This is a genomic window from Sporosarcina sp. YIM B06819 (assembly GCF_033485175.1).
Taxonomy (GTDB): domain Bacteria; phylum Bacillota; class Bacilli; order Bacillales_A; family Planococcaceae; genus Sporosarcina.
Genome location: NZ_JAWLIQ010000002.1, coordinates 154556 through 179674, shown reverse-complemented (window position 1 = coordinate 179674; position 25119 = coordinate 154556). Strand labels below are relative to the sequence as shown.

The window sequence follows — 25119 nt, the reverse complement described above, 5'->3', positions numbered from 1 at the left end:
GTATTTTATGGTAAAGTGGGGAAGTAGTTTTTTTAGGGAGGAACAAAATTAAGATGAAAAATGATTTATATGAACAGCGCGTTAAAATAATCAGCGCTTTTTTAATTGCGACCTTTATCGGGCTGTTTAATGAAACGGCTTTGAATATGGCTTTTGTACAACTAATTGCTGATTTTAGCTCAGATGCACCAACGATTCAATGGTTAACAACGGGCTATCTACTTACACTTGGGGTGTTAGTGCCGATATCAGCTATTTTAATGCAGCGCTTTACGACTAGGCAGTTGTTTATAGCATCGCTCGTATTTTCGATTGTAGGAACGGTCATTTCAGCGATTTCACCAACGTTTATTATTTTATTGTTGGGGCGAATTATACAAGCAGCTGGGACGGCCATTATTTTACCTGTGATGATGCAGGTGGTTTTACTGGTTTATCCCATTAACAAACGTGGAGCGGCAATGGGGAAGATTGGCCTTGTTATTATTTTTGCACCGGCAATTGGGCCAACGATTGCTGGTTTGGTTATTGATCAGTTATCGTGGCACTATATATTTTGGTTTAGCTTACCGTTTTTAGTATTCTCTTTGTTATTTGGTTTACGTTTTATCCAAAATGTCAGTGAAGTAAAACCTATGAAATTTGATATCTTATCGATACTGCTTTCCACAATAGGTTTTGGTAGTATTGTTTACGGCTTTAGTATTTCAGGAAAACTGGGCACATTTATGACAACAGAAGTACTCGTATCGATTGGTATTGGTTTACTTGCCTTAGTGCTTTTTGGATTCCGACAAATGAAGATGGAACAACCGATGCTGAATTTACGAGTATTTACATTCCGCATGTACAACATGGGTCTAGCGATCATTGTGATTTGTATGATGATGATTTTATCGACGATGGTGTTACTACCGATTTATTTGCAAAATATTTTACTAATAACGCCTGTCATTGCAGGTTTAGCTCTATTTCCAGGTGGTGTTATTAATGCCTTTATGTCTGTTGTGGCAGGTAATATGTTTGATCGCTTCGGGCCACGTGTGATGGTGCCTGGTGGCCTATTTATGAGCATGGTAGCGCTGTTTGCTCTACGTACCATTGACGGGACAACATCTATATACTTTATCATTACATTCCATATTATTATGTTTGTCGGTATTACATTAACGATGATGCCTGCGCAAACAAATGGGCTAAATCAGCTTCCTAAACAGTTGTATCCAGATGGCACAGCCATTATGAATACATTACAGCAGGTAGCTGGTGCGATTGGTACAGCAGTGGCGATTACAATCATGGCGATTAGTACGGCTAATTATGTAAATGAAAACGGCGATTCAGTAGCGGCACAGTTAGAAGGGGCGATTCAAGGTGTGCAAAATTCGATAACATTCGGGTTAGTCATTGCAATAATTGGTTTTGTATTATCGTTATTATTACGAAATGTAAGACAAGGGAAATGAAATCGGAAAACCGTCTTAAAAGTGCTTTAATTGCTTTTAGAACGGTTTTTAATTTTGTGAAAATGATTGCTTAATGTGATAAACATATTTGCTAAGGCCGTTAAAATTCATGTCTTAAAACGTGATAAGATTTAATGAGAATTAATAAAGTAAGTAATTTCTTCATTTTATCTCACTGTTTCAAGTATACTTATTCAATGATACGTAACTTATGATAATATATATTATGTAAACTAAAATATTTTCAAATAAAAGGGACCCTTTTTATTTAGGTCCCCCTTGGTAACTATTTTCAAGCAAATAGTTCACAGGATTATTCGTTTCTTTAGCCATTATTTGCAGCGATTCTAAAATTGCTTTGCTGATATTTGTTCGGAACGATATTCTTGAACTAATTGGTGTATAAACTAATTTTCGATCTACCAATTGCCACATTGGCAATTTCACTCGACTGTTCTGAAGTTCAAGTTTTTGTTCTTTAAAAGAAGATAAAATCTCATACAGTGTAATACTATCGCGAGGATTTTCTTGGCATCCCATTAATAGAAATAGTGATGCTAGAGCTATAAATAAATTTTTTTCATAAAGTTCCAAGCCCCTTTATCCATAGTAGACTTCAATAACAATAGAAAGTTTCAAAAAATATGCCCAAATACAGCGATAGGAACATATGTTTTGAACGTGGAATAAACTCTATTTTTTATCTATTTATCGAGCAAAAAGCTCCTATTTCTCCCCTTTAACAATTAAATAAGGTTTGTCACCCCATAAATCCATTTTTACCTATGAGAACAAATGTTCCAGTGTCGTAAATTCGGCATTTTTACTATAAAAAAGTAGGGCAAACCAGCTAATGGGTCTGCCCTACACTGCTTATTTAGTCTGTGATAGTTCCTTGTAAGCCAGTACCTTCAAGGCAAGCAATTCTTCATCCGTTAGCTTACCTTCAATGTCCTGGAGTAACTGCTGCTTCTCCGCCGCTGTTAAGCCACTTTGAGCTTTCGACTGGAGCTCCTGCAACTCACTTACATTGAACTTTTTAATCAATACCCTCACTGCTTGATCTTTTGTTTGAAATGGTAACGTGCTACTATCTACATTTTTACCTTCTTCAATAAATGCCTGCAGCTGCGGATCATTTTTGATTTCTTGCTTAATGCTGTTAAGTTGACCACTATCATTGAGCTCTACCGCCACATGATCCATTACCTGATCGGCGATGATTTTTGTTCCGAAATAGTAAGTAGAAAAGCCTAGCACACCAATAACAACGACTATTCCAAACAGCACTTTTACAAATTTCAACTAAGCTCATCCTTCCTTTATGGAATCTCTTATAAAGGATACTATACAGCATTCGTCCGATGTACAGGAAGGAAAGCGATTAGAGCGATAGAAAATGAATTATTCACCCAAATGTTTTGTGCAGTTATAAAGCGGACAGCTCCATGTATTTTCGTTATTTGTTAGTATCGTTATGGATGTATTGTCGATAGATGTTTTTGAGAATTGCTCTGGTAGTAAATGCTGTAAAGTAAGGCCTATCAGAGCCCCGTGACTCACTACCAATACTCGCTTATCCTTATAAGTCATCACGAGTTCTTCTAAAAATGCCAACCCTCTGTTGGATACAAGCTCATACTTTTCCATTCCCAGGTCTATTTCTCGCCAATTACTTCCCCATATATTGATCCTTTCGACTTCGGTTGTTCCTTCAATTTCACCGCAGTCGATTTCACGAATTCTTTCATCATGAATACTAACGGGCAATTGTAGTGTAGTTGAAACGATTTGTGCAGTTTCAATGGCGCGTGATAGATCACTCGTAATGATGACATCCCATTCTTGTTCTAAAGAAAGTCTATTGGCAAGTGCGAATGCCTGCTGCTTTCCTATATTATTCAAGGGGATATCAGATACGCCTTGCGCCTTGCCTAGTTCATTCCACTCCGTAATTCCATGTCTGATTAACCCTATTGTTGTCAAATCCCTTTTGCTCCCTTCCTATCACAAACGTTAATTCACAAACGTTAATCATTTATTCAACAAGCTATACGTAACAATATCCTCATAATAGTCATATAGCCATTGCCCATCTTTTTTTATACCTTCTTTAGAAAACCCCAATCTTTCAGGTATAGCAATGCTTTTTGAGTTATTGATTGCACATTGTATTTCAATTCTATGCAGATCTAAAACCCCGAAAAGATAGTCAATCAATGCTTTAACACACTTGGTTATAATTCCCTTCCCTTGATCCTCCTCGGCTAAAAAATAGCCGATACTAGTCGCTTTGTTTTTCCAGTCAATATAATGAAGAGCTATCATACCAACTAGCTCGCCATTAAACCTAATCCCGGCATCAAATCCATTATTATTTGCATAATTGGTTAGCCATATCGGAATGATCGGCTCAAAATCCGTTGCTGATTGTCTTTTATCTACCCAGAGTAGCCACTTGCGCAAATGTTCTCTACTTTTATCGATTAAATGAAATAGTTCTTCTTTATGCTGTTGTTGTAATAATTCAATTTCTATGTTGTCATCTACTTTAAATGTGAACATTTTTTAATCCCCCTCAAATAGAAAAGTTAGCTAATCGGCAAAAGCTGAATGACTGCCGTGTGTTCCCCTATCGTCATTTCGGAACCATTAACAACGTGATTTCTCATATATAAATGACGCATCAGTAAGTTTTCCCGCAATAAAAACGCAAACTTTTCAATAACCTCACGTAGCGCTGCCTCTGCACAGACCTCAATATCAATACGCATATTAATCGGTAACTGCAATTCCTTTCGATACGCTTGTATTGCCCGAATCAATTCACGAGCCGTTCCTTCTTGAATCAGCTCCGTTGTTAAACCAACATCTAACGTAACAGTATAGGCTCCATTTGCTGCTGAGGAATAGCCTTCTTTCGCCATTTTCTCGACGAGTACGTCCTCAATGGATACTGTGACCACTTCACCTGAAGCTGTCACCATTTTTCCGTAGCCCGCTTTTGTAAACGCCACAGACTCTTCATTCGTTAATTGTTGCAGCCATGTATGGACGATGTTGGATTGTTTACCGAACTTAGCACCTGATTTTTTGAAATCTAATTTCAGTTTGGTAGCTGCAAACTGAATTTCATCATCGACTTTGTAGAATTGTTTGACGTTCAATTCATCCATGATGATGTCCTGGTACGCCGCCCAGTTCACCGCCTGTTGTGCACTTAAGACAGAAATGCTTGCTAACGGTTGTTTTACCTTTAATGCAGTCGTGTTGCGAATACTTCTCCCTAACTCAACGATTTGCAGAACCGCTGCCATTTCATTTTCTAATGATTCATTGATCAGATTTGGGTTATAAGTTGGATAATCAGATAGGTGTACGCTATCTCCTGTTAAGTTGAAATAGATATCTTCAGCCATGAAAGGCGTGAAAGGTGCCAGCAATTGACTCGTTTTTGTCAGGACTTCGTATAGTGTCGCGTAAGCTGCCGCCTTATCAGGACTCATGTCACTCGCCCAAAAGCGCTCTCTGGATCGTCTAACGTACCAATTACTAACCTCCTCGACTAGTTGGGCTATATCCCTTGCTGCATTGGTAAAATGATAGTCCTCTAAATGAGCACTGGCCGCCTTTATAGTGCTGTGTAAGCGAGAGAGAATCCACTCGTCTAATTTATTGTATTGAGTAACAGTACCTTTTCCGAACGCATAGCCATCTAACTTAGCGTACAGGGCGTAAAAGCTATACACATTGTCTAACGTATCGACTAATTTCGATTTCGCTTCCTGGACGATACGTTGTGAAAAACGTTTGGAGCTCCAAGGCGCGCTATCAACGACTAATGCCCAGCGCAATGCATCTGCACCGTACTTTTCAATCAAATCGACCGGATCGAGCGCATTCCCTTTACTTTTGGACATTTTCTGCCCGTTTTCATCTAAAATATGGCCCAGTGATAGGACACGTTTGTACGGAGACTGCCCCTTAAATAACGTCGATACGGCTAGTAAGCTGTAAAACCATCCCCTTGTTTGATCAATACCTTCTATAACTACATCCGCCGGGAATTGCTTGTTAAATAGGTCCTCATTTTCAAATGGATAATGATATTGCGCAAACGGCATGGAGCCACTATCAAACCACACATCGATGACTTCAGGCGTTCTGGACATTTCTCCTTCACAAGCCGAACAACGAAGCTTGATGCGATCAACGGTCGGTTTATGCAAATCGAGCTCATCTGCGAATGGATGAATGGACAGTTTCCTTAGTTCTGCTATGCTCTTAGGTGCGTGCTCATGCTGACAGTCGTCACATTGCCAGACATTGAGCGGCGTTCCCCAATAGCGTTCTCGGCTAATATTCCAATCCACCATTTGCTCCAAGAAATTGCCGAATCGACCTTGTTTGATGTGCTCAGGATGCCATGTCACTTCTGCGTTATTGTCGATGAACTGCTGTTGTAAAGCCGTTGTTTTGATAAACCAGTTATCGTTAGCGTAATACAACAGCGGTGAATCACAGCGCCAGCAATGCGGATAATTATGTTCAAATTTTTCTTTGCTGTATAACAAGCCCTTATCCGCAAGATAACGAATGATATCGACATCGCAGTCTTTGACAAAACGCCCTTGAAAAGCAGGGACTTCCGCCGTATATTGCCCTTTTTCATCGACCACATTGACAAAAGAGAAACCATTTTCTTGAATGACATGATAATCGTCTTCTCCGTATGCCGGTGCAATGTGCACAATTCCTGTACCACTGTCCTCTGTGACATAATCAGCTTCCACTACCTGATGTCCGATTGCTACTTCTACAAACTCGAATGGAGCACTATACGACAGACCTTTTAACTCCGCCCCAAAATGAACAGAGAGAATGTCATAATCCTTTTTTAACACAGTTGCAGCTAGCGATTCTGCCACGATGAAGATGTCAGTGCCTTGCTGCGCACGCACATACTTCATCGTCGGATGGACAGCTAATGCCACATTGGCAGGTAATGTCCAAGGCGTTGTCGTCCAACCAAGAAAATATTCATTGGCCCGATCTCGAATCTTGAACTTCACTGTGGCCGTTAAATCCTTCACCATCTTATATTCCTGTGCGACTTCATGTGAACTCAGTGATGTTTGACAGCTCGGGCAATAGGGCGATACGCGATGTCCTTTATGCAGCAAGCCTTTATCATGAATCGTCCCTAAGATATTCCACACACTTTCAATATAAGAATTGTTTAATGTGACATAAGGATCCTCCATGTCTACCCAATAGCCAAGCTGCTCCGTAAATGTTCGCCACTGCTTTTCATAGACAAAAACACTTTCCCTACATTTTTCAATAAAGGCCTCAACGCCATAGTTTTCAATGTCACTTTTTCCAGAAATACCTAATTGCTTTTCGACACCTAATTCAACCGGTAATCCGTGCGTATCCCAGCCTGCTTTGCGAAGGACTTGGCGACCTGTCATCGTTTTGTATCTGGCGACCACGTCTTTAATCGTACGTCCCAAGGCATGCCCAACATGTGGTAAGCCATTTGCTGTGGGTGGCCCTTCGTAAAATACAAAGGAAGGCCTCCCTTCTCTTGTTTCGATGGACTGCTCAAACGTACGCTGCTGTTCCCATTGCTGTTGAATGCGCTGTTCACGTTGTTGAACCGTTTCTTTTTTCATCTGATATCGCTCCATTCTTCACTTATTGGATAAAAATACATACAAAAAAACCCGTCCCTATGGAAAGGGACGGGTTTAACCGCGATACCACCCTAATTCTATTGAAAACTTTCGTTTCTCAATAGCACTTAGCCACGTACAATCATACGCGTTCCTTTTATCGGTAGACACCCGTTCAAGCTTACTTCGTTTCAGCTTGATTTCTCAGAGAGGATTTTCGTGCATGAACTGAACACCGGCTTTCAGCATCTACCGGCTCTCTGGGGAACAGTTTCAAACAGTACTTGGTCTCGTCAACGAAAATGTATGTTTTTGTTATGGATGATATTACCTTATGCTGTGTCCGCTTGTCAAATGAATTATTTTTCGGGAACTTTCGATTCGGATAGGTATCTTTCCCGTTAACCATCTTATCTCAGCCCTATGTCACCTTTAGCTCAATGAGTGCTGCCTAATTTCGTCTATACAGCAGAATTTCAAATAAGTTTGACTGGATAGACGAAATGATGTTATATTCGTTTGTATAGACGAATTAATGTAATGATTTAACCAGCAATTTACTACAAATCAGTTGAGAGGAGATTTATATGACTTACCCAGTTTCTGTTTTTATTATGGACGTAAGCAATTCTTCCAAAGGAGACATTGGCGGTGAACTAAGTAAGTATCTTCATCATGTAGAAAAAAGAATAGCTGACTGGACGAAGGATATCACAACGACTCAAGTCATCCATCGTTCTGGTGATGAGATTGTGGTCGTCAGTAGTGGCTATGGAACAGCTTACACACTGGCCTTTTACATTAGTCAAATATGGGCATTCAAAGACCATAAACCCTATTTTGGCCTTTCGTTTGGCGAACTTCAAGAAGACATCAATGCTATCGATATCGAGACTTGGATTCATCCTTTCATGAAGCAAGCGAGATATGCCAACGATACGCTCAAACAGCAAGAGCAAAAAAGGGACCAATTTAATTTTGAGTTAACTGATTTTTTACATGTAAGCTCCTCTGAAGGCTATCACCTCTTTAGAAGTCAATTTGAGACGTTATTAAATATGATTTTAAAATTACAACAAGATCAAATAAATGAACAAACAGCTATTCAGTCACTTGTCTGTTCTTTGTTTCTCGTCCTTGACCAACAAAATAGAATAAGTCATTATCTTGGTCGGTCTGCATCCACTATTTCAAGTCATTTAAAAAAAGGGAATTTTGAATCTATTACAAGTGCATTTAATGATGTTGTCAAAGTATTGAATTCGTTGCAACCAGAAAGCGAACATGCTCAACAAGTCATCAACAATCAACTGCAACAGAATATCAAGCGGAGTGTGAGCGCTAATCTTCATGAGTATTTTTCAATTGATTAGAAATGGAGGAAGAAACGGTGATAGTCTTATTTTTACTTCTTGCTCATTTAGTAGCTGACTTTTGGCTACAAACGGATGCCATGGTGAAAAACAAGATGAAGAATTTAAAGAAGCATATGCTCCACCATCTACTGACAACTGGTCTAGTACTTGTAATCATCTGGGGCTATTCTCATCACTTTACGAATATATTCAGCTATCTTTTATTCCCCTTAGCCTTTATTGTCATGTCGCATCTAGTGATTGATATATTGAAAATAAAGCTGTTGGACACCATCAAAGCAAAAGACAGTAACAGTTTAAAGAAGTTATGGTTTTTCCTAGCAGATCAGCTATTACATATTACGATGTTGCTTATCACTTGTATGGTTTTCTTTCATATGACCGCGCCAAAGATAGTGACACGATTACTACAATTGCTCAGTGAGGAGAATGAAATCAGCAGTTTAGACGTGCTCAATACATTTCTTTTTATTGTCATTCTTTTTATTTTGGCTACAAGTGTGAGTGGACACATTATAAATTTATTGGTAGGCTCGCTGCCTTCAGAATTTGCAAATTTCGAAGGCAAATTTACGCTTAATAATCAATTAACGGAGGCAAAATCTAGTCATCCGCCTAAGATTGATAGTAATTTCACTGAGCAATACCATTACCCTACCTATTCCAATCCCCTACCTTCACGTGGAAGATTAATTGGCTATGTAGAAAGATTACTAGTGATTTCATTAACGATTGTAGGTGCGTATCCATCGATTGCTTTCATTATTGCGGCAAAGTCGATTGCGCGGTTCAAACAATTAGATGATCGTAATTGGGCTGAATACTTCTTATTGGGGACTTTAGCTTCCATATTGCTAGGATTAGTGCTTGGTTTATTGGCAAAAAAGATCATCATGTAGGTAAGGGGTCGTGAGAATCTTATCTACTGCTACTTGCACATCATTGAATGCTGGATTGAACAAGATGGATTGTCGTTCTTCGATGAAATATTTACCGTGGAACATTGTTGCATTCGCAATGAATCCAGGTTGTTAGCGCTGAAAAAATGGATCACTATATCGATATAGGCGGCTTCAATACGAAGATACTCATCTAAAGTGAACTCATTTCCATTAGACGTCTTTCCAATTTCGGAAGGACGTGGGTCATTTTTATTTTCATCAAAATAAAGGACCATTGCTAGTATAAATAGCAACAGTCCTTATTGTCAGTTCCGAATCCCCCGCATCTTATAAATCACAATCAGTAAAATAAACCAAACAGGCGTGACGAACAACGCGATGCGTGTATCTTCTGCCAGTGCTAGCACAACAAGCACGAATGCTAGGAAAATAAGAACCAAGTAATTGGAAAGTGGGTAAAACGGCATTTTAAATTTGCTCTTTCTCGCTAAATCAGGTCTCATTTTACGATACTTCAAATGACTGATAACCGTAATGCCCCAGATGAAGATGAAGCACACCGTTGCGATACTTGTGATGAGTGTAAAGACGCCTTCTGGCATGATGTAGTTCAGTACAACGGCAATCAGAATGACAATCGTTGAGAAGAACAATGCATTAGAAGGTACTTTATTACCCGTTAGTTTGGTAAAAGGTACGGGTGCATTACCGTCTTTGGCTAATGAATAAACCATTCGGCTCGTACTGAAAACAGCGCTGTTACATGCCGACGCGGCAGATGTCAGAACAACAAAGTTAACGACACCTGCTGCCGCGGTGATCCCAACCGCCATGAAGACCCGAACAAAAGGACTCTCCAATGGATTAATGGCATCCCATGGATAAATACTCATAATGACTGTCAATGCCCCGATGTAGAAAATTAAAATCCGAACAGGAATATTATTGATAGCCTTTGGAATGACTTTTTCCGGGTTCGCTGTTTCCCCAGCCATTAACCCCACCAATTCAATGCCCGCGAAGGCGAATACCACCATCTGGAAAGATAGAATAAAGCCTGTCATTCCATTCGGGAACAAGCCGCCGTGACTCCATAAATTAGAGAGGCTCGCTGTCCCAGCATCAGTTGTAAATCCTTTAAAAATCATAAAACCACCAATGACAATGAGTGCTAAAATCGCAATGACCTTAATTAAAGCAAACCAAAACTCCATTTCGCCAAACAATTTGACCGTTGCAAGGTTCATCAGTAGCAACACAACGAGCGCAATGAGCCCCGGCATCCACTGTGGCACGCTTGGGAACCAAAACTGAGTATAGAGCCCAACGGCCGTTAAATCAGCCATTGCGATGGAGATCCAGCAGAACCAGTACGTCCAACCTGTTATAAACGCCGCCATATTGCCCATATAATCTTGCACAAAGTCTACAAATGAATTGTATTTCAAATTCGTCAACAATAGTTCTCCAAGTGCCCGCATGATTAAAAAACAAATAATCCCTGTAATTAAATAAGCAAATAAAATCGACGGTCCTGTTAAATGAATCGATTTTCCTGCCCCGAGAAATAATCCCGTTCCAATCGCCCCGCCAATCGCAATCAGTTGTACATGGCGATTTTTTAAACCTCTTTCCAACTCTTGCTGCTTCACACAGTTTCCTACTCTCTGCTTACATTTTTAAAAGATATCTCCTTAGAATTTTACCATACTGGTAGCGAAAAAATACCTTCAATTTAAGAAAATTACAATCCATAAAAAGGAGTAGTTCTAAAACTACTCCATACTTGCATGCTCAATATAATGATTTTTTCGGTAAAAATAACGCAAAAATTAAATAGATAGCAATGGATCCTGGTACAAAAACAAATAGAAGCCTGACAATCAACGAGGGTAAATTGAAAAAGTCTGCCATTCCTCCACAAACCCCAAATAAAATCTTATCAGTTGATGATTTTGTTAATTTGTTCAATGGGACACCTCATCTCTACTATGTACTAGCTATTATTTTATTGCTACATGAAGGAGCAGCATAGCCTTCATTGAAAAAAAAGACTATGTTAGAATCTTATCATATCACCAACAAAAAAATGCTTGCAATTGTGAGAAAACTCATTTTAAGTCAAAAAGAGCAGTTAGAGGAACTGCTCTTTTTGACCTATGACATTAATAAAGTATCTTCTTGGGCAACAGTTGCGCAAGAATGAGGTATACAGTAAAGGATACAGGTAAGACCATAAACAGAATCCTCACAAGAAAAGGCGAGGCATTAAAAAATTCTGCTATTCCTGCACAAACCCAAACAATGCTTGATCCGTTGATCTTCTGGTTAACTTTCTCAACTACATTCCTCTTCTCCGTTAGTTATCCAACGGTATATCAATCACTTTATCGTAAAAGGAAGTAACTGTATAGCCTTCGATTTCCAACGTAGTAGGAATAAAATCTCCTGGTTGATCATCCCGATATAATTCAATCTGATGTTCAGTTGAGAAAATTCTTGGTTGCTGCAGTTCCTGTAGACGATAAAAACTGTCCTTCACCGCATGTCGCTCACCGTTATTATCGATATAGTAGCCATCCACACTACTACTTGATGATCCACGGCCATCTTTGTCATAAAAAACATAGCGAAGTGTTTCATAAGGGCGATTCGAAGCTAATTCCTCTGTCATCTTAATCTTCGTCCGTTCACCAACTTCAATCTGCTCAATCGAAATCGTATTGCCCAAATAATTGAATGTCTGTGGCTGCTCTTGTGCAATATCAATCGTAAACCGTGCCGACTCTTCTACTGTAAAGCCAGCACTCCCCACATGCACGCGGATTTCCGTCGGCTTGTCAAAATAGAGGGATTCAAATGTCGCCCTCGATGAATGCCAGCCATCGGCACTTCCCCCGCCGCCTCCCATGCCAAGTAGTTCTGGATAGACATGCTTGCCTTTGCTTTCAAGACTCGCAATCGTCAGGTAATCCATCTTTTTATCTGGATTGTTATTGCGATAGCGATAAGACAATACCGTCTGTGTTGGTGCAATCGTTACTTTATCAAAAATAACGGGATTACCGTCCACCTCAGTCTCTACTTGAAGATCATAGACAATGGCTGGATGCTTCTGAACGGGAATGTGAAAACGCCAGTCGCCCTCCATAAATATAGGGGGCGAGGCTTCTACACCCGCAACTGGAGCATCCATCACCTGTTCGAGCTTACTGAGCTTCAAGTGAATGGTTCCCTCGTTTGCGGATATCGGCGCTGTACCGAGTCTGCCTTTATAGACATTCTCACTTTCCGAATAAATCAATAAAGAATTCGTAACAGGTGAATCTGTATCGTCCCAAAGCTCAGCTTGATTTGCAATTTGCAGGCCATCCGTGAAATTAATCATATATTTAGTATCCTGTTGCAGAGCTTCCACTTCATAATAAATAAGCGTTTGGAGATCATCTGCAACAACACTCGTAATCGTCACTTTCACGCCATTGCTTTCGGCTACTACATTTACATTTTCCGCTAAACCTTGCTGAACAAATTCCTGCATTTGCGCATCTTGCTTGTTGCTAAAATCCTTCAACCAATCCACAAAGTCCGCAAAACTGTTTGTCGCAACAGCCGTCCCGACAAATAAGGTTAAGAACAGCGTAGCCACCAAACCAAATGTAGCACGACGTTTATAGCGCTTCGGTCTACTCGTTTGCGTGTTAGTTACTGCCAGCCGAACATTGTTCATAAAATCGCTAGGCACCTGAATAGCCTCATTATCAGACGCCAAGGCGGCAATGATCTGTTTAAAATTCGCCAGTTCTTGCTTACAGCTATCACAGTCAGCGATATGTTGTTCAATGTCTTGTCTTGCCGTCTCATCCATTGTTCCATCTATATACTCCACCAGCTGTTCTTGACATTCTTTACAATTCATCGTTTCCACCCCCTTCGATAAGTTGTCTAAGCACTATAAGACCCCTATACAACCGGGATTTCACAGTCCCGACTGGCAAGTTAAGAATGTCTGCAATTTCTAATTGCGAATAGCCTTGCAAGTACTTCAAAATAATCACTTCCTTATGTATGTCCTCCAGTCGATCCAAGTCATTCAATAGCTCTAATTGGCTGTCAAGTGGGCCGCTTTCGACCCTTTCAGGCGCTATCTGCTCCTTTTTCCGATAGACAGCCCGACATTCATTGATAAAAATGGACGTTACCCATGTTTCAAAATAGTTATCTTCCTTCAACTGCCCAATGTTGTCATGTACTTTCAATATCGTATTATGAAAAATGTCCTCCACATCATGATGATTTTTCAAATACGCCCAGCCAATTTTATATAACTTTGACTGTCTGACATCAAACCAATCCAATAAGGCATTCATATCTCGCTTTTTGATCTTTTTCAATAAAATAGTAGTCGTCACAAACGCCAGTCTCCCCTTTCTATCTGTCTCTTTAGCAATTAGAGTATTGAGAGGACTTAAAAGTTCCATGGATAATAAAATTATTTTTTTCAATAATGAAAACCATTCAACGGGTTAGCGTCGAATGGTCACGGAAAATTCTTATTTTACTTCTACAACAAATGTAAACGAAACTTCCCCGTTCGTCCATTCAGCAACGACTTCATAGATGTAACGACCACTCGTGGCTGGTAATGAAATCAGCCCCTCCTCCACAGCAATTTCCTCTCGTTTTGCATTCCATGCATAAACACTTAAGCTAGGATTTTGCTCAATCACAATTTTTGCTTTACTATTCGCTTCCGCGAAAATAGCCTCAAAATTTTCTGCGATTTGTGTTGGACCAGCGGCATCTGTTGTAGTCGTTTGATTTCCTTTGGTCCACCTAAAGCCCCCTTTTTCCATATTAAAGCGAGCGCTATCAATATCAATAAAACCAGCTAAATTAGGCGGAAACTCATGTTTGCTAAAATAGAATTCGTGGAATGAAAGCTCCTCTGCTCCTAGAATTTCAATATTTCGTGCTGTTGCTTGAGCAGGATAGGATTCTTTGACACCGCCTTCTATCCATACGACAACCTCTTGATTCACCTCATATTTTGTGATGTCCCCATGACTAGACAAAGTCAGCCAAATAAGGCCCTTGTCTGGATCATCCACCAACACACGATTTCCTGACACATCAACTTCGGTAATGAGGCCTATTCTATCAATTTGTCCTTTAACTGCATTATCCTTTACGTTGCAGCCAACTAAGGTTGAGCAGACTACCAACAGCAAAATCAAGTATTTTTTCATAGATGGCATTTCCCCTTTAGTTGATTGGACGGGTATTTTGTATTAAGGTTACGCTACATTTTTCCTGTTTTTATCCAACTCTAAATACGGTAACTGTCAAAATATCTTATTTTTCAATGCAATCAACTTTCCATTGCAAAGCGACTATTGTTCATTAAACACTAAAAAAGTAAAAGTAATTCGTCTCTTGGACAAACCCAATCTTCTCATACAGCCTCTGTGCAGTTACATTGTCTTTCGCTGTCTCAAGCAACAATCCCTTTGCACCCGCCTCTTCTGCAAAAGCAATCGCTCTCCGTATTAATGCCTCACCAAACCCTTTGCCACGACCAGTTTCTTTCACATACAAATCGTTTAACACCCATGTCTGTTTCATACTAACAGATGAAAATGACGGATAGAGTTGAACAAAGCCGATTGCCTCGTTGCCATCAAAAGCAATAAAGACAATGGACTCCTCATTGCTCAATCTATCATGTAGGAAAGCCCTTGCGCCCTCCGAATCAGATGGTTGCTGATAAAATAGCCGATATAAGTCAAAAAGCTCCGTTAAAGCATCCAGGTCATTTATTGTTGCTTGTACAATCGTCATGTGAAAATCCCCCTACATACATTAATTCTTTTCTAACTCTATCTCAATTTTCTTCGTTTTCTTTGAGCCGTTAAACCACGTTAAAAGCGAATCATAGTCAGTATCCTGAACATCGGCAACTCGTATAGATAGATTCTGATCACTTATCCATTTGTACTCTGTAATTGGCCATGTAGCACTCTCTATAAACTCCTCGGATAGCTCTTTATTCACTGGATGTAGCAAGACCATTTCCTTCAAATTAACAGGAATGAGGTTATTTCTAAGCACAACGTCACCTTCGTTCTCACCATAGCGAAATACGGCATGTTCTAAATTTGACGACTGCTTCATGTCCATTAGCATGCCATAACCTAATTCGATACTTGTAAACGTCTTTGATAGTTTAACTAGCAACGAGGAACATAATTTGACGCCACAATTGTATGTAAGCAGCCCATACTTACTGTCATCCGAACTGTTAATAGGTAATAGCTCGAAGGATGATCGCTCGATTTCAACCATTGGATCACTTTGTTCTTGCAAATAATTTTCATATATCGAAATAGAGCTAAACGGAATAGAAAACGCTACACCTTGTGAGCCACGTATGTTGAGTTTATGAGTTACCACATCGATTTCAATAGAGAGATTTTTATTTTCGATAGTTACGGGGTTATTCCCAGAAATATGCTCTTTTTGAATGAGATTTAAATTGAAGAAAATAACTGCGCAACAAATAATAAACAAAACATACTTTTTTATTATCAAAGCAGACCCCCAGTAGCAGTTAGTTTAATCACTTCTGCCAATCCTCTGCTAGCATTCCATAAACAACATGGTCCACGTAATGGTCATACAACCATTCAGCCTGGCGAATACAGCCTTCCTTAGTGAAACCTAATCGCTCTGGGATAGCCCTACTCTTTTTATTCTCTACGGCCGCCCGGATCTCCACACGGTTTAAGCCCAGTTCAACGAGCGCATGGTCGACAAAAGCTTTAACCGATTGGGTCATTAACCCCGAACCTTCAAAGCCTTTCCCTAACCAATAGCCTATACTTGTCGATTTGTTGTTCCAATCAATCTTGTGAAACCCAATGACACCTGCAAGTTTCCCTTCATACCAAATCCCAGCCTGAAAGCCATTGTTCTCACCAAATTGCTTCATGGTCGATGTTATAAATACCGCTGTATCCGCAGAGGTCTGCGTATAATCAATGAATGGCAGCCATTCTTTCAAACTATCTCGTGATTGATCTGTTAACTTAAATAATGGTTCCGTATCTTGTGGGGTTAACATTTTCAATTCTATCTTTTCGTCAATCTTATAAGTAAACATCCCAATCTCTCCCTACTACTATTATTGCCGTACCCAAATCGCCCTCGTATAAGCAATTTTCAATCCAGCTTTCTCCATATCATTTTGACAAACAGACCCAAATTCGGCTTTACTGACAACTAACTTCTTTAAAATCGGACACACGATAATCGCATTCTTATACATTTAGATAGTCAGAATCTTTCTATTATACTATGGATAGATAGACTGCAAAAGGAAATTTTTCCATGCTTTTTTGAAAATAGGATACCGTTATCTTTCTCATCACTACTTTTGAAACTGACTAGATTCTAAATAACTACTATATTACTGACGTAATTAATTTGAGGATGAAGTGCGCTACAGGATAATGAGTTTTAGGTATCATAGACAAATAATGATCGAATGGGGAAAATGCATGTCCCTATTCGATCTATTAGTCGTTCGTCTGTTCTCTATTCATCTTCTCTCGCAATGCAAGCTCAACATATTCACTCATTGACAGATTGTTTAATTTCGAAATTCCCTGCAATTCATCCAACAAATTGTTCGGCAAGTCAAAGGTTGTCCGCCTGTACCCACTAATCAGCGTCCACTGTCCTTCATCCATTACGACATCACCTAAGACAAGCAATTTTCTAATCATACTTTCCGAAAAAGCTTCTGGAACGGGTATCGCCAGTGCTACTACTCCACTCTTGATCGACAAATCGATATGTCTCTCATGCTCACGAATACGAATGTTTTCAATTCCCCATACCTGATACACGAAGTCTAGGAAATCGAATGATTCCTGTAAATCCTTTGGTAGCGAGAAATCGGTATAGCCCCTTACGCTGTGATTCTGCTGATGAATCGGATATGCCGGCTCATATTGAAAGACGTTTACACCATCCGCAAAAGGAATCCATGTGCGTGATTGCAAATAAAATCCCCATTCCTGGTTGTCATTACGCAACACACGAATATCCTGTCCTTGTTGAGTACGGAAACACTGGTACAGCGCAATATCCAATTTAGCATCATAAAATTCCACCCGTGTGCCACGTGCAGAGGCAGTTCGTTCGATTTCCTGTCGAATCCAGATGGCCGTTTCATCTGGAATGGAGTAAATCGTCCGTTCATCTCCAACTGGCAATTCATCCACGGGTAAATCAGTCTCTTGAATCAGGGCATAAATACGTTGCGTCGTCACGCCTAATTGCTTCGCAAGTTCGGAAGGTCGCAAGCCGGTTGGCTGATGTCGTTTTCGTTCCTCCGCCAGTGCATCTACTTCTTCCTTTTTGTACCTCGCTTCACGTATTAGCCGATGAGGATCTTCAATTTTGATAATTTTCTTTTGTTTGGCGTAATGATAGACTGTCGCCTTTGAAATGCCAAGTATGTCTGCTACTTGTTGTCTGGTATACCAATCATTCAATGTAATCTCTCCCGTGTTGTTGATAGTTATTTTATAAATTAAAATCAATATAGTTTTTCTTTATTATGTTTTGATTTGTATTATATAGAGTGAAATAACTAGTATTTAAAAGTAATATTTCTATTCACTAAGTATAGTCTAATATAAATCTGATTTCAAACAACTTTAGTTCTCTTTAATGAAATAGCAACAACTAAACGTATTATAATACAAATCCGTTTTATTTTATTTGAGCCATATATAAACAAAGGGACTGTTTTTTTATGTTCAATGAAAACTATGGTAAAATGGATGTATAGATTGAAATTAACTGCATCTATATGATTATGGATTGTATTTGAAAATAGAATAGCTTATAGAAGTTAAGATTTCGAAAAAGGTGGGTTCACTTTGACATTTTCAATTATAAAAAATAGTCAATTCCAAATAGTTGACGTTAAAAATGAATTGAGAAAAATCTCTACAATTCCAACTTTGCAAAACAGTTTGGATGAGGCGGAGAAAAATGGCCAGCCGGCTTTTCATGATTTTACAGATTCCGATATGATGAAATGGTTTCTATACGAACGTCGCCATTTGAATCAAGAAAATGATCGTGCGGAAAGGACAATACGAGAGTATGAACGTGAGTTGTTATTGTTCATTGAACAGTTGTTCACCTATAGTGCAGAAATTGATGTAGATGTGGCCTATATAATAGAAGGTTCTCTGTTTAAATCGCTCCAATCACGTCATTTACGAAGGTATCAGGAGTGGTTAGCGACCCAGAGTCCGCATGTGATTCGCAAGGGTCCGTACTCCCCGGCTACACTTGAACGAAAAACAACAGTAATCAAAGCGTTTTTTACATTTTTGCATAAGGTGGGCTATATCCAGCAACCGATTCACGAAGGGCTACGAATTGCGTCGGTTCGAAAAGATGATCGGCCCAATCGTGATTTAGGGCCAGCGGATGTCGTTACGCTACTGAATGCGTTTCGAGACATGCAGCAGCCCATTATGTTTGCCATTATCCATGTCCTCACAACAACTGGAATTCGGAATGAAGAGTTTTGTACCTTGCGAGTAAAAGATTTGAAGGTAGATGCCATACAGGGAGGCTACTATTTAGATGTGTTGGGCAAAGGGAATAAGAGGCGGCATGTGCCATTGAAGGAAAAAGTCGTTCACAGCATTCGTAGTTTTCGTCAGGCAAGGGGCTTGTTGCCAATTGAACAAGCGCAACTGGAGGATCCGCTGTTTACAACCAATACAGGGCGTTCGTACTCCCCTTCGTATTTGTCTCAGTATGTGAAAAAGGAAATCATAAGTCTGAACCAGTTGAAGTTATCCGATCAGACGATGACCATCACGCCCCACGTCTTCCGCCATGCTTTTGCGATTATCTCCAAGCTCAATGGCGTCGATATATATGACATTATGCGCTCGCTTGGACATGAGAAGATTGAAACGACGATGATTTACTTGGAAAAAGTGTTCGAAAAGGAACGTCACGCTATTCATTCGTGGAAATCGGAGGGGTTTGGAGAGTATATTTAGGGATGAAAAAGGGGTAGCGTGTACTTCATGGAAATAATGACGTACACGCTACCCTTTTCAATTTTATATACCTATTTTATATTTTGTAATTCCTGTTTCATTCAACTACATACCTTCTTGCGTACGAGATATTTACGTATATATCCACCTTCATTTTTAATTTCAAATCAAGGTTTATTGTACTTTAGTTCATCTTCCTGTAACCGTAGAAGTATGATTGCAGAGACTTTGCAACAGTTGCCATTTATGCAACACGGAAAAGTAAGTTATTTAGAAATAAAAGATTCCAGCCATACATTCTTGAGATAAGGAAAAAGTTATTTCATAATCCAATATCCACACCACGCACTATTTCACTCATGTACTAGTACCGCTTGAAAATTGTCAACAATTTAAATTTAATAACCAAAGAATTAACTAACAAGCTCAACAAAAAAGAATCTATCATTCTGACGACAACTATCCCATAGCTCATAATTGAAACATAGTCCATCAGATACCATAGAAGCACAAATACTACCGCCAAAAGTGATGTAGAAGACCAGTAAATAAGTTTACGCTTAGGAGAAACATGAATTCGGTTGTGACTCTTTTGAGATGAAGCCCTGACATTCAAATAAATCAAAATGATGGTTAAGCCAAACAATGTGCTTCCATGCTGCAAAAATTTATATAAAGGGATCGAAAAGCCATAGATGTTAGTACTATAAGTAAAGAAATCAGGAAATTTTAATACCATATATCCATTGATATGCGTGAAAGAATCCCATACAACATGTGTTATCATTCCGAGCAAGGCGGAATAGCAAAATACTACTATCTTCACAATTCCATTAGAATCAATTCTTTTTGTATCAGGATCTTGCAAACTATTTGGTAAGTGGTTGAATAGCGTTTCATGCAGAAAGAACCGATAAATAAAATAAGTGAGTAATACTAGCGGTAAATTAAACCAAATGAATCCCCAAAAGGTATGTCCGATTTCCCCCATTGGTCGACCTGTCAAAAAGTATTCAAAATCAGGAGCCATACTGCCCAATGCCAGTGCAGAAAAATGAATATATCTACTTTTTCTTGAGAATGGTAGAATAGCTGCTGGATGAGCAAAAGTTAGTGGCATTGTACACTCACATCCTTACCTTCACCTGATAAAATCGCATGGCCTTCAAATCCCCTTCATAATCAAAGATCCCTTGCTCAATTAAACAGCGAAGGCGGTACTCAATCCATTCAATCCCTCTATATTGCTCCATATGGCCACATACTTCACCAACAACCCGTGCAGCTTTGATAAAATCGGATGTTTCTTCTTCCGCATGCATCCTTTTGGCACAAGCAATGATGAAGTCATCATCACAATCTATATTCGTGTTGTGCCAGAGTTCATTGTTCTTCCATGTACGAATGAGGTATGGTTCATTGGACACCGTACTACGACCTTCTTCAAGCAACATATTCCACCCTTCCTTGCATAACATCTCTCGCTTCGCCTGACGTAAAGGTCGCATGTCGCATTGCTCGTAAAAGTGTAATAATTCATCAGAAGAAAGTTCCCTTGAGGTTTTCGGATAGTTCTCTTCTTCTAGTGCGGGATATATATGGATTTCGTGAAAAGCTGCAAAGGTATTGAGGATGTAAATGGTGTTCCATTTGTCTTTCAGCAATGCGAGGACAAGGCGTAATCCAGCTTGTTCATGTGCGTTATTGCCCGTCCAAATCACAATATCTTGATAAGAAGGAATCGCCTTGAGTCTCTCAAAGGCTTCCGTCATTCCATGCATATACGCATCACGTTTATTGATTGCATCTTGAAATCGATCTTTCAACCAGTGAAAGCGTGCTTGAAGTCCCTCTTTCGTATGTAAGCCTTTCACAGGACCAACCGATAGAATATCGGGTAAAACAAGGACCTGTTCGGTTTCTTTATAGACAGTGTCGTGAAATGCAATCCGTAAGCTACCAGCTGTTGAATCACCAAAGACAATATGTACCGTTTGGGCATGACCAGTGGGGGCGGTGTTCATAAGCGAATGCTTCACTTCGCGTAACTCTGTGACAAACTGTGCGGTCTCATTCGTTTCAGCTTGTAAAAACAGTTGAAAAAGCAATGACTTGGCCTCTGGTTCGCTTAATTTGAAAATGGCTTGTTTTAACTGATTGTTTCTGTTCAAGCGGATCCCTCCTCTTTTTGCAGTGTTCCTATTGAACAAACGATGTACATAAATGAAATAGTCAACCAAAAGGTGTTTTTGGATGTGTTATTTTTATTATCAGCGCTAATTTTCTTAATCATTGCTACTAAATTCAAACAAAATACGATAGCCAAAATCGGATTTAGATAAAACGCAGCAAGCAAGAGTATTTCCAACATTTCACCCCTATTTTTCAGGAATTAATATCTACTCGATCAGTGGTTCAATTATTTTACCATCTTGGGACAGAGCTGTGATTGTAGAACCTAGTAGTTCTTCTCCCTCGCTGATTACAAACCAGTACTTTTTACTATTGTTATACTCAATAATTTCAGCATGATATTCAACTTCATTTTTAGTAACAATGCGTACTTCTTTAATGTCAGCGACAAAAAATTTTCCACTCAGTAAATCTGTGTACCCTGAAAAATCAAACGTCAAATCGGAAAAACTCCAGCTAAATTTATAGCCCTCAGGATTTTGACCACTTGAAGCACCCACTAGTCGCCAACCAAATATATTCTTCTTGAATCTAGCATTTCCAAAAGACTCTATGCCCACAGAAGAACTTTCGTAAAATACAATGGCTTGGTTTCTGTCTAATAGCTTAGTATATAGAATTTGGGATATCGGCTGATTCAAAGAATGAAGAGCTTTTTCAATTTCTTGAATGTCATCTTTTACTGCATTGTTTACAATAAAAGCAAGAAGTAGAAGAATGGCACCACAATAAAGCAAACCCCGTTTTAGTTTTTTCGGCACTAAAAAACCTCCAGCTGTTTTACTCTTCTAGAACTACGTATTCCTAGAACACCAATCACTTTCAGTCTAATCGATTATTACTAACAAGTACTAGACCCTTAACGCCAAATCCTGTCTAGTTTATCCGCATAAAAATGGATGGCTTTCTTATAGTTTAAAATCTCTTGATCTTTCGTCGTGTCAGCCAAGCAGTTAAGCAGGAATTCCATGGCTTGATGATGCTCCTTCAAATTGTAGAGCGTCATTGAATAGAATACCTGAAGGGCTCGATTGTTTGGAAATAGCTCCATGCCTTTCAAAAATACCTCTTCTGATTGTTCATAGCTACCCAGTGCTCTATATGAACTCCCTAATCCAAGTAAGGCTTCTTCCAATTCCATTCCGGATAAGCCCAATTGAATGACCATTTCATAAAAGGGCACTCCTTGTGTTTCTTCCCCCAATACATCAAAACTCCATGCGCTTATCTTTTATCACTTATTCCCACACGACAGTACATAGGCAGGTGGAAGGTTAAACCAAACTTTTTCAACGTCTATTTGCGAAAAATATTCCTTGATGAAAGTTAGTTTCACAAGAGAATACTGAAATGTAATAAATTGACCGCCAGGCTTTAACAATTCCATCACATTTTTCAATATATTCGCGGATACTTTAGCAGGTAAAGATGCGAAAGGTAGACCCGAAACACAATAATCTATCTCACCTATATTTGAGGATTTTAAATACGATTCAATATGTTCAGCGGAGCCATTTATTACTTGTATACTTGGATCATGTTTATAGCGTTCTTGTAAAACAGCAGAAAAAACCTCATTTATTTCTATCAATAGCAGCAGAGTACCTGGTTGTTTTCTCTTCACAATTTCTTTTGTAAAGGCACCTGTTCCAGGTCCAATTTCGACGATACAGTTGGCTTTGCCAAAATCAATGCCATTGACCATCCCCTTTGCCAATTGCGAAGTGCTTGCTGCGATTGCTCCCGTATTTCTTGGATGCTTTATGTACTCTTTTAAGAATTTCAACATCTCATTTCACCTCATTTAGGGTTGTCTCTATAATTGTAACGTAGAGAGCATGATTAAAGTAAATTTTTATTCTTAACTTTTTCTCAAGATTGAATTTTGCGGAAGATTTACTGATTAAAATAGCCCACACTTTGAATGAAGTGATGGGCTGTTTGGCTATTTCGCATATTGAAGATTTATAAAAATAACACCATATGCTCTTCATCAAAATAAGTATCACCTACTTTTAATGCTTTTTTCTCTGTGCCAAAGACCTCAAAACCTAATGAAGCATATAGTTTTTTTGCGGGTTCGTTCGTCATGACAACTGTTAAATAAACCTGTTCCACGCCTGCCCAATCGTTTGCCACCTGAATGACTTCTGCCATCAGAGACTTACCAAGTCCTAATTCACGCTGATCAGGAGCTACATACATGGCGATAATAGTTGCGCGATGTTGAAGTTTAACCAAGCTTTCTCTAAATATTGTAACGACTCCAACAAGCTCGTCATCTACAAAAGCACCTAAAGTAATAGAATCGCTGGATTGAAATCTGAGTATATACTTTTCAACTGGTTGATCTTTCTCCTCTTCATAGCTAGAACCAAATGCCTCGGGATTATTTTGTAGAGCTTTCAACCTAATGGCCTGATAAGCTATGGCATCTAGTGGATTTAGACGTCTGATTTTCATCTAGTTAAGCTCCTTCAATTGTGCAAAATCAATTTGACAGCCGGTTTCTACCAGGTTATTGTCTTTCACTGAATGACTAGTATCGGGACTTACACCAATTCTAAAATATAATGCAAGTATTTACGAACCTGGATAATCCGTTCAGTTAGTGAAGCCGCTACGATCTCATAGAATGGCTCACTGTTATCTGTCTTATATAGCTTGCGAATCGTCCTTCTTTCATCTGGCCAAAACCCAACTAACAAATTGGTTTCTTCCATTTCACGTGCGATATTGTACAAATAGCCATTGGATGGAGACCAGCCGAACAAACTATTCAATTGGCCCTGTACCTCTGCCATATAGAAAGAGTCGCGGTTTAAGCTGAGTCTTAGTGCCATAAATCGAACGACATCTTTGACAGATAACAGCTTCGATATAAACGGTCTAAAGTCTTCGTGTAGTGGCTCAATGTCATCTTGGGATGGAAGGCCATTCTTCGTAAGAAAGTAATAAAATCGATCGATGACGGTCGAAACTTCACTAAATCGATACGCATAAATTGTATTGTATTCCTGAAGCCGTGCTTCCCCCTTCTTCGTAAGTTGAAAGAACTTTTTCCGACCTTCTGTTTGTGAAAGCAGAAAGCCATCATTTTCTAATGTATTAGCCATACGTGCAACATACTCGTAGGAAACAGAACGCCCTGGGAATTCTAAGTTGAATTGTTCATAAAGTGCTCTTGAATAATTAGATTGATGATGGAGAGCTCTTAATATAAATAGAGAAAGTGTATCACCTACACTAAAGCCAACAGCTTGTTGAAACGAAGGTAACTTCACACTAAACACTCCTAATATTTTAAATAATCATATACCTTGTTAGTCCATATATCAAGATAAATATCCATTGCGATATGTCTCCCCTTATCCTCGTAAATACGTTTCTTAAAATGTCCGATT

General features: G+C 39.2%; 26 protein-coding genes, 1 pseudogene and 1 other annotated feature. Of the genes and pseudogenes, 5 read left to right on the top strand and 22 right to left on the bottom strand.

Annotated elements, in window-relative coordinates:
* Positions 1-53 precede the first annotated feature (53 nt).
* Entirely contained in the window at positions 54-1466 is a 1413-nt protein-coding gene (locus R2B72_RS02380; RefSeq protein WP_318614563.1) for an MDR family MFS transporter, read from the top strand.
* Positions 1467-1730: 264 nt separating this feature from the next.
* Here the strand turns inward: R2B72_RS02380 and R2B72_RS02375 are convergent, their stop codons facing one another.
* The 5 genes from R2B72_RS02375 to ileS form a co-directional block, all read right to left on the bottom strand.
* Complete coding sequence (locus R2B72_RS02375; RefSeq protein WP_318614562.1) at positions 1731-2060, bottom strand: hypothetical protein; 330 nt, start codon at positions 2058-2060, stop codon at positions 1731-1733.
* A gap of 279 nt (positions 2061-2339) precedes the next feature.
* The gene (locus tag R2B72_RS02370; RefSeq protein ID WP_318614560.1) at positions 2340-2771 is read right to left on the bottom strand and encodes a hypothetical protein; all 432 of its coding nucleotides are present in this window, start codon (positions 2769-2771) and stop codon (positions 2340-2342) included.
* A 99-nt stretch (positions 2772-2870) separates the two neighbouring features.
* Complete coding sequence (locus tag R2B72_RS02365; RefSeq protein WP_318614559.1) at positions 2871-3452, bottom strand: histidine phosphatase family protein; 582 nt, start codon at positions 3450-3452, stop codon at positions 2871-2873.
* 48 nt (positions 3453-3500) lie between these two features.
* Positions 3501-4031: a GNAT family protein gene (locus R2B72_RS02360; protein WP_318614558.1), complete on the bottom strand. Its 531-nt coding sequence runs from the start codon at positions 4029-4031 to the stop codon at positions 3501-3503.
* A gap of 26 nt (positions 4032-4057) precedes the next feature.
* Positions 4058-7159 carry an isoleucine--tRNA ligase gene (ileS, locus tag R2B72_RS02355; protein WP_318614557.1) on the bottom strand — a complete coding sequence of 1034 codons (3102 nt, stop codon included), beginning with the start codon at positions 7157-7159 and terminating at the stop codon, positions 4058-4060.
* A gap of 47 nt (positions 7160-7206) precedes the next feature.
* Positions 7207-7450: a binding site (T-box leader), on the bottom strand.
* 281 nt (positions 7451-7731) lie between these two features.
* Here ileS and R2B72_RS02350 point away from each other — a divergent pair.
* Positions 7732-8517, top strand: coding sequence for a hypothetical protein (locus R2B72_RS02350; RefSeq protein ID WP_318614556.1), 786 nt, complete (start codon positions 7732-7734; stop codon positions 8515-8517).
* Positions 8518-8534: 17 nt separating this feature from the next.
* Positions 8535-9419, top strand: coding sequence for a DUF3307 domain-containing protein (locus R2B72_RS02345; protein WP_318614555.1), 885 nt, complete (start codon positions 8535-8537; stop codon positions 9417-9419).
* Positions 9420-9727: 308 nt separating this feature from the next.
* On the opposite strand, the gene R2B72_RS02340 is transcribed toward R2B72_RS02345, so the two are convergent.
* Entirely contained in the window at positions 9728-11074 is a 1347-nt protein-coding gene (locus tag R2B72_RS02340; RefSeq protein WP_318614553.1) for an amino acid permease, read from the bottom strand.
* A 142-nt stretch (positions 11075-11216) separates the two neighbouring features.
* On the bottom strand, positions 11217-11393 hold the full coding sequence (locus R2B72_RS02335) for a PspC domain-containing protein (RefSeq protein ID WP_318614552.1): 177 nt from the start codon (positions 11391-11393) through the stop codon (positions 11217-11219).
* 70 nt (positions 11394-11463) lie between these two features.
* Here R2B72_RS02335 and R2B72_RS02330 point away from each other — a divergent pair, with 70 nt between their 5' ends.
* Positions 11464-11628, top strand: coding sequence for a hypothetical protein (locus tag R2B72_RS02330; RefSeq protein WP_318614551.1), 165 nt, complete (start codon positions 11464-11466; stop codon positions 11626-11628).
* Here the strand turns inward: R2B72_RS02330 and R2B72_RS02325 are convergent.
* The 8 genes from R2B72_RS02325 to R2B72_RS02290 form a co-directional block, all read right to left on the bottom strand.
* Positions 11588-11674 carry a hypothetical protein gene (locus tag R2B72_RS02325; RefSeq protein ID WP_318614674.1) on the bottom strand — a complete coding sequence of 29 codons (87 nt, stop codon included), beginning with the start codon at positions 11672-11674 and terminating at the stop codon, positions 11588-11590. The genes R2B72_RS02330 and R2B72_RS02325 overlap by 41 nt on opposite strands.
* A 107-nt stretch (positions 11675-11781) precedes the next feature.
* The gene (locus R2B72_RS02320; protein ID WP_318614550.1) at positions 11782-13341 is read right to left on the bottom strand and encodes a DUF4179 domain-containing protein; all 1560 of its coding nucleotides are present in this window, start codon (positions 13339-13341) and stop codon (positions 11782-11784) included.
* On the bottom strand, positions 13331-13834 hold the full coding sequence (locus R2B72_RS02315) for an RNA polymerase sigma factor (protein WP_318614549.1): 504 nt from the start codon (positions 13832-13834) through the stop codon (positions 13331-13333). The genes R2B72_RS02320 and R2B72_RS02315 overlap by 11 nt, the downstream gene beginning before the upstream one ends.
* A 141-nt stretch (positions 13835-13975) precedes the next feature.
* A complete protein-coding gene (locus R2B72_RS02310) occupies positions 13976-14671 on the bottom strand; it encodes a DUF3221 domain-containing protein (protein WP_318614547.1) in 696 nt (231 codons plus the stop codon).
* 154 nt (positions 14672-14825) lie between these two features.
* Complete coding sequence (locus tag R2B72_RS02305) at positions 14826-15263, bottom strand: GNAT family N-acetyltransferase (RefSeq protein WP_318614545.1); 438 nt, start codon at positions 15261-15263, stop codon at positions 14826-14828.
* A 21-nt stretch (positions 15264-15284) separates the two neighbouring features.
* Positions 15285-16013, bottom strand: coding sequence for a hypothetical protein (locus R2B72_RS02300; protein ID WP_318614544.1), 729 nt, complete (start codon positions 16011-16013; stop codon positions 15285-15287).
* A 28-nt stretch (positions 16014-16041) separates the two neighbouring features.
* A complete protein-coding gene (locus R2B72_RS02295; RefSeq protein ID WP_318614543.1) occupies positions 16042-16584 on the bottom strand; it encodes a GNAT family protein in 543 nt (180 codons plus the stop codon).
* Positions 16585-16999: 415 nt separating this feature from the next.
* Complete coding sequence (locus R2B72_RS02290; protein ID WP_318614542.1) at positions 17000-17983, bottom strand: helix-turn-helix domain-containing protein; 984 nt, start codon at positions 17981-17983, stop codon at positions 17000-17002.
* A gap of 390 nt (positions 17984-18373) precedes the next feature.
* Between R2B72_RS02290 and R2B72_RS02285 the strand changes: the two genes are divergently transcribed.
* Positions 18374-19522, top strand: coding sequence for a tyrosine-type recombinase/integrase (locus R2B72_RS02285; protein WP_318614541.1), 1149 nt, complete (start codon positions 18374-18376; stop codon positions 19520-19522).
* Between the two features lie 364 nt (positions 19523-19886).
* Here R2B72_RS02285 and R2B72_RS02280 read toward each other — a convergent pair whose 3' ends face one another.
* The 7 genes and pseudogenes from R2B72_RS02280 to R2B72_RS02250 all read right to left on the bottom strand — a co-directional run bounded on the left by R2B72_RS02280 (position 19887) and on the right by R2B72_RS02250 (position 24999).
* On the bottom strand, positions 19887-20642 hold the full coding sequence (locus tag R2B72_RS02280; RefSeq protein ID WP_318614540.1) for a DUF4184 family protein: 756 nt from the start codon (positions 20640-20642) through the stop codon (positions 19887-19889).
* Positions 20643-20649: 7 nt separating this feature from the next.
* Positions 20650-21693, bottom strand: coding sequence for a DUF1835 domain-containing protein (locus R2B72_RS02275; RefSeq protein ID WP_318614539.1), 1044 nt, complete (start codon positions 21691-21693; stop codon positions 20650-20652).
* Between the two features lie 228 nt (positions 21694-21921).
* On the bottom strand, positions 21922-22476 hold the full coding sequence (locus tag R2B72_RS02270) for a hypothetical protein (RefSeq protein ID WP_318614538.1): 555 nt from the start codon (positions 22474-22476) through the stop codon (positions 21922-21924).
* A 98-nt stretch (positions 22477-22574) separates the two neighbouring features.
* A pseudogene (locus R2B72_RS02265) lies at positions 22575-22937 on the bottom strand (tetratricopeptide repeat protein); the annotation flags it as partial.
* Positions 22938-22949: 12 nt separating this feature from the next.
* A complete protein-coding gene (locus R2B72_RS02260) occupies positions 22950-23504 on the bottom strand; it encodes a class I SAM-dependent methyltransferase (protein ID WP_318614537.1) in 555 nt (184 codons plus the stop codon).
* A 176-nt stretch (positions 23505-23680) separates the two neighbouring features.
* Positions 23681-24178 carry a GNAT family N-acetyltransferase gene (locus R2B72_RS02255; RefSeq protein WP_318614536.1) on the bottom strand — a complete coding sequence of 166 codons (498 nt, stop codon included), beginning with the start codon at positions 24176-24178 and terminating at the stop codon, positions 23681-23683.
* 89 nt (positions 24179-24267) lie between these two features.
* Positions 24268-24999 (bottom strand): hypothetical protein, encoded by a 732-nt coding sequence (locus tag R2B72_RS02250; RefSeq protein WP_318614535.1) that lies wholly within the window; start codon positions 24997-24999, stop codon positions 24268-24270.
* Positions 25000-25119 lie beyond the last annotated feature (120 nt).

What these genes read in the sequence shown, in the direction of transcription:
- R2B72_RS02260 (WP_318614537.1), bottom strand. Translation starts at nt 23,504, where the DNA reads ATGTTGAAATTCTTAAAAGAGTACATAAAGCATCCAAGAAATACGGGA.
- R2B72_RS02305 (WP_318614545.1), bottom strand. Translation starts at nt 15,263, where the DNA reads ATGACGATTGTACAAGCAACAATAAATGACCTGGATGCTTTAACGGAG.
- R2B72_RS02310 (WP_318614547.1), bottom strand. Translation starts at nt 14,671, where the DNA reads ATGAAAAAATACTTGATTTTGCTGTTGGTAGTCTGCTCAACCTTAGTT.
- R2B72_RS02380 (WP_318614563.1), top strand. Translation starts at nt 54, where the DNA reads ATGAAAAATGATTTATATGAACAGCGCGTTAAAATAATCAGCGCTTTT.
- R2B72_RS02350 (WP_318614556.1), top strand. Translation starts at nt 7,732, where the DNA reads ATGACTTACCCAGTTTCTGTTTTTATTATGGACGTAAGCAATTCTTCC.
- ileS (WP_318614557.1), bottom strand. Translation starts at nt 7,159, where the DNA reads ATGGAGCGATATCAGATGAAAAAAGAAACGGTTCAACAACGTGAACAG.
- R2B72_RS02295 (WP_318614543.1), bottom strand. Translation starts at nt 16,584, where the DNA reads ATGTTTACTTATAAGATTGACGAAAAGATAGAATTGAAAATGTTAACC.
- R2B72_RS02280 (WP_318614540.1), bottom strand. Translation starts at nt 20,642, where the DNA reads ATGCCACTAACTTTTGCTCATCCAGCAGCTATTCTACCATTCTCAAGA.
- R2B72_RS02360 (WP_318614558.1), bottom strand. Translation starts at nt 4,031, where the DNA reads ATGTTCACATTTAAAGTAGATGACAACATAGAAATTGAATTATTACAA.
- R2B72_RS02255 (WP_318614536.1), bottom strand. Translation starts at nt 24,178, where the DNA reads ATGAAAATCAGACGTCTAAATCCACTAGATGCCATAGCTTATCAGGCC.
- R2B72_RS02320 (WP_318614550.1), bottom strand. Translation starts at nt 13,341, where the DNA reads ATGAATTGTAAAGAATGTCAAGAACAGCTGGTGGAGTATATAGATGGA.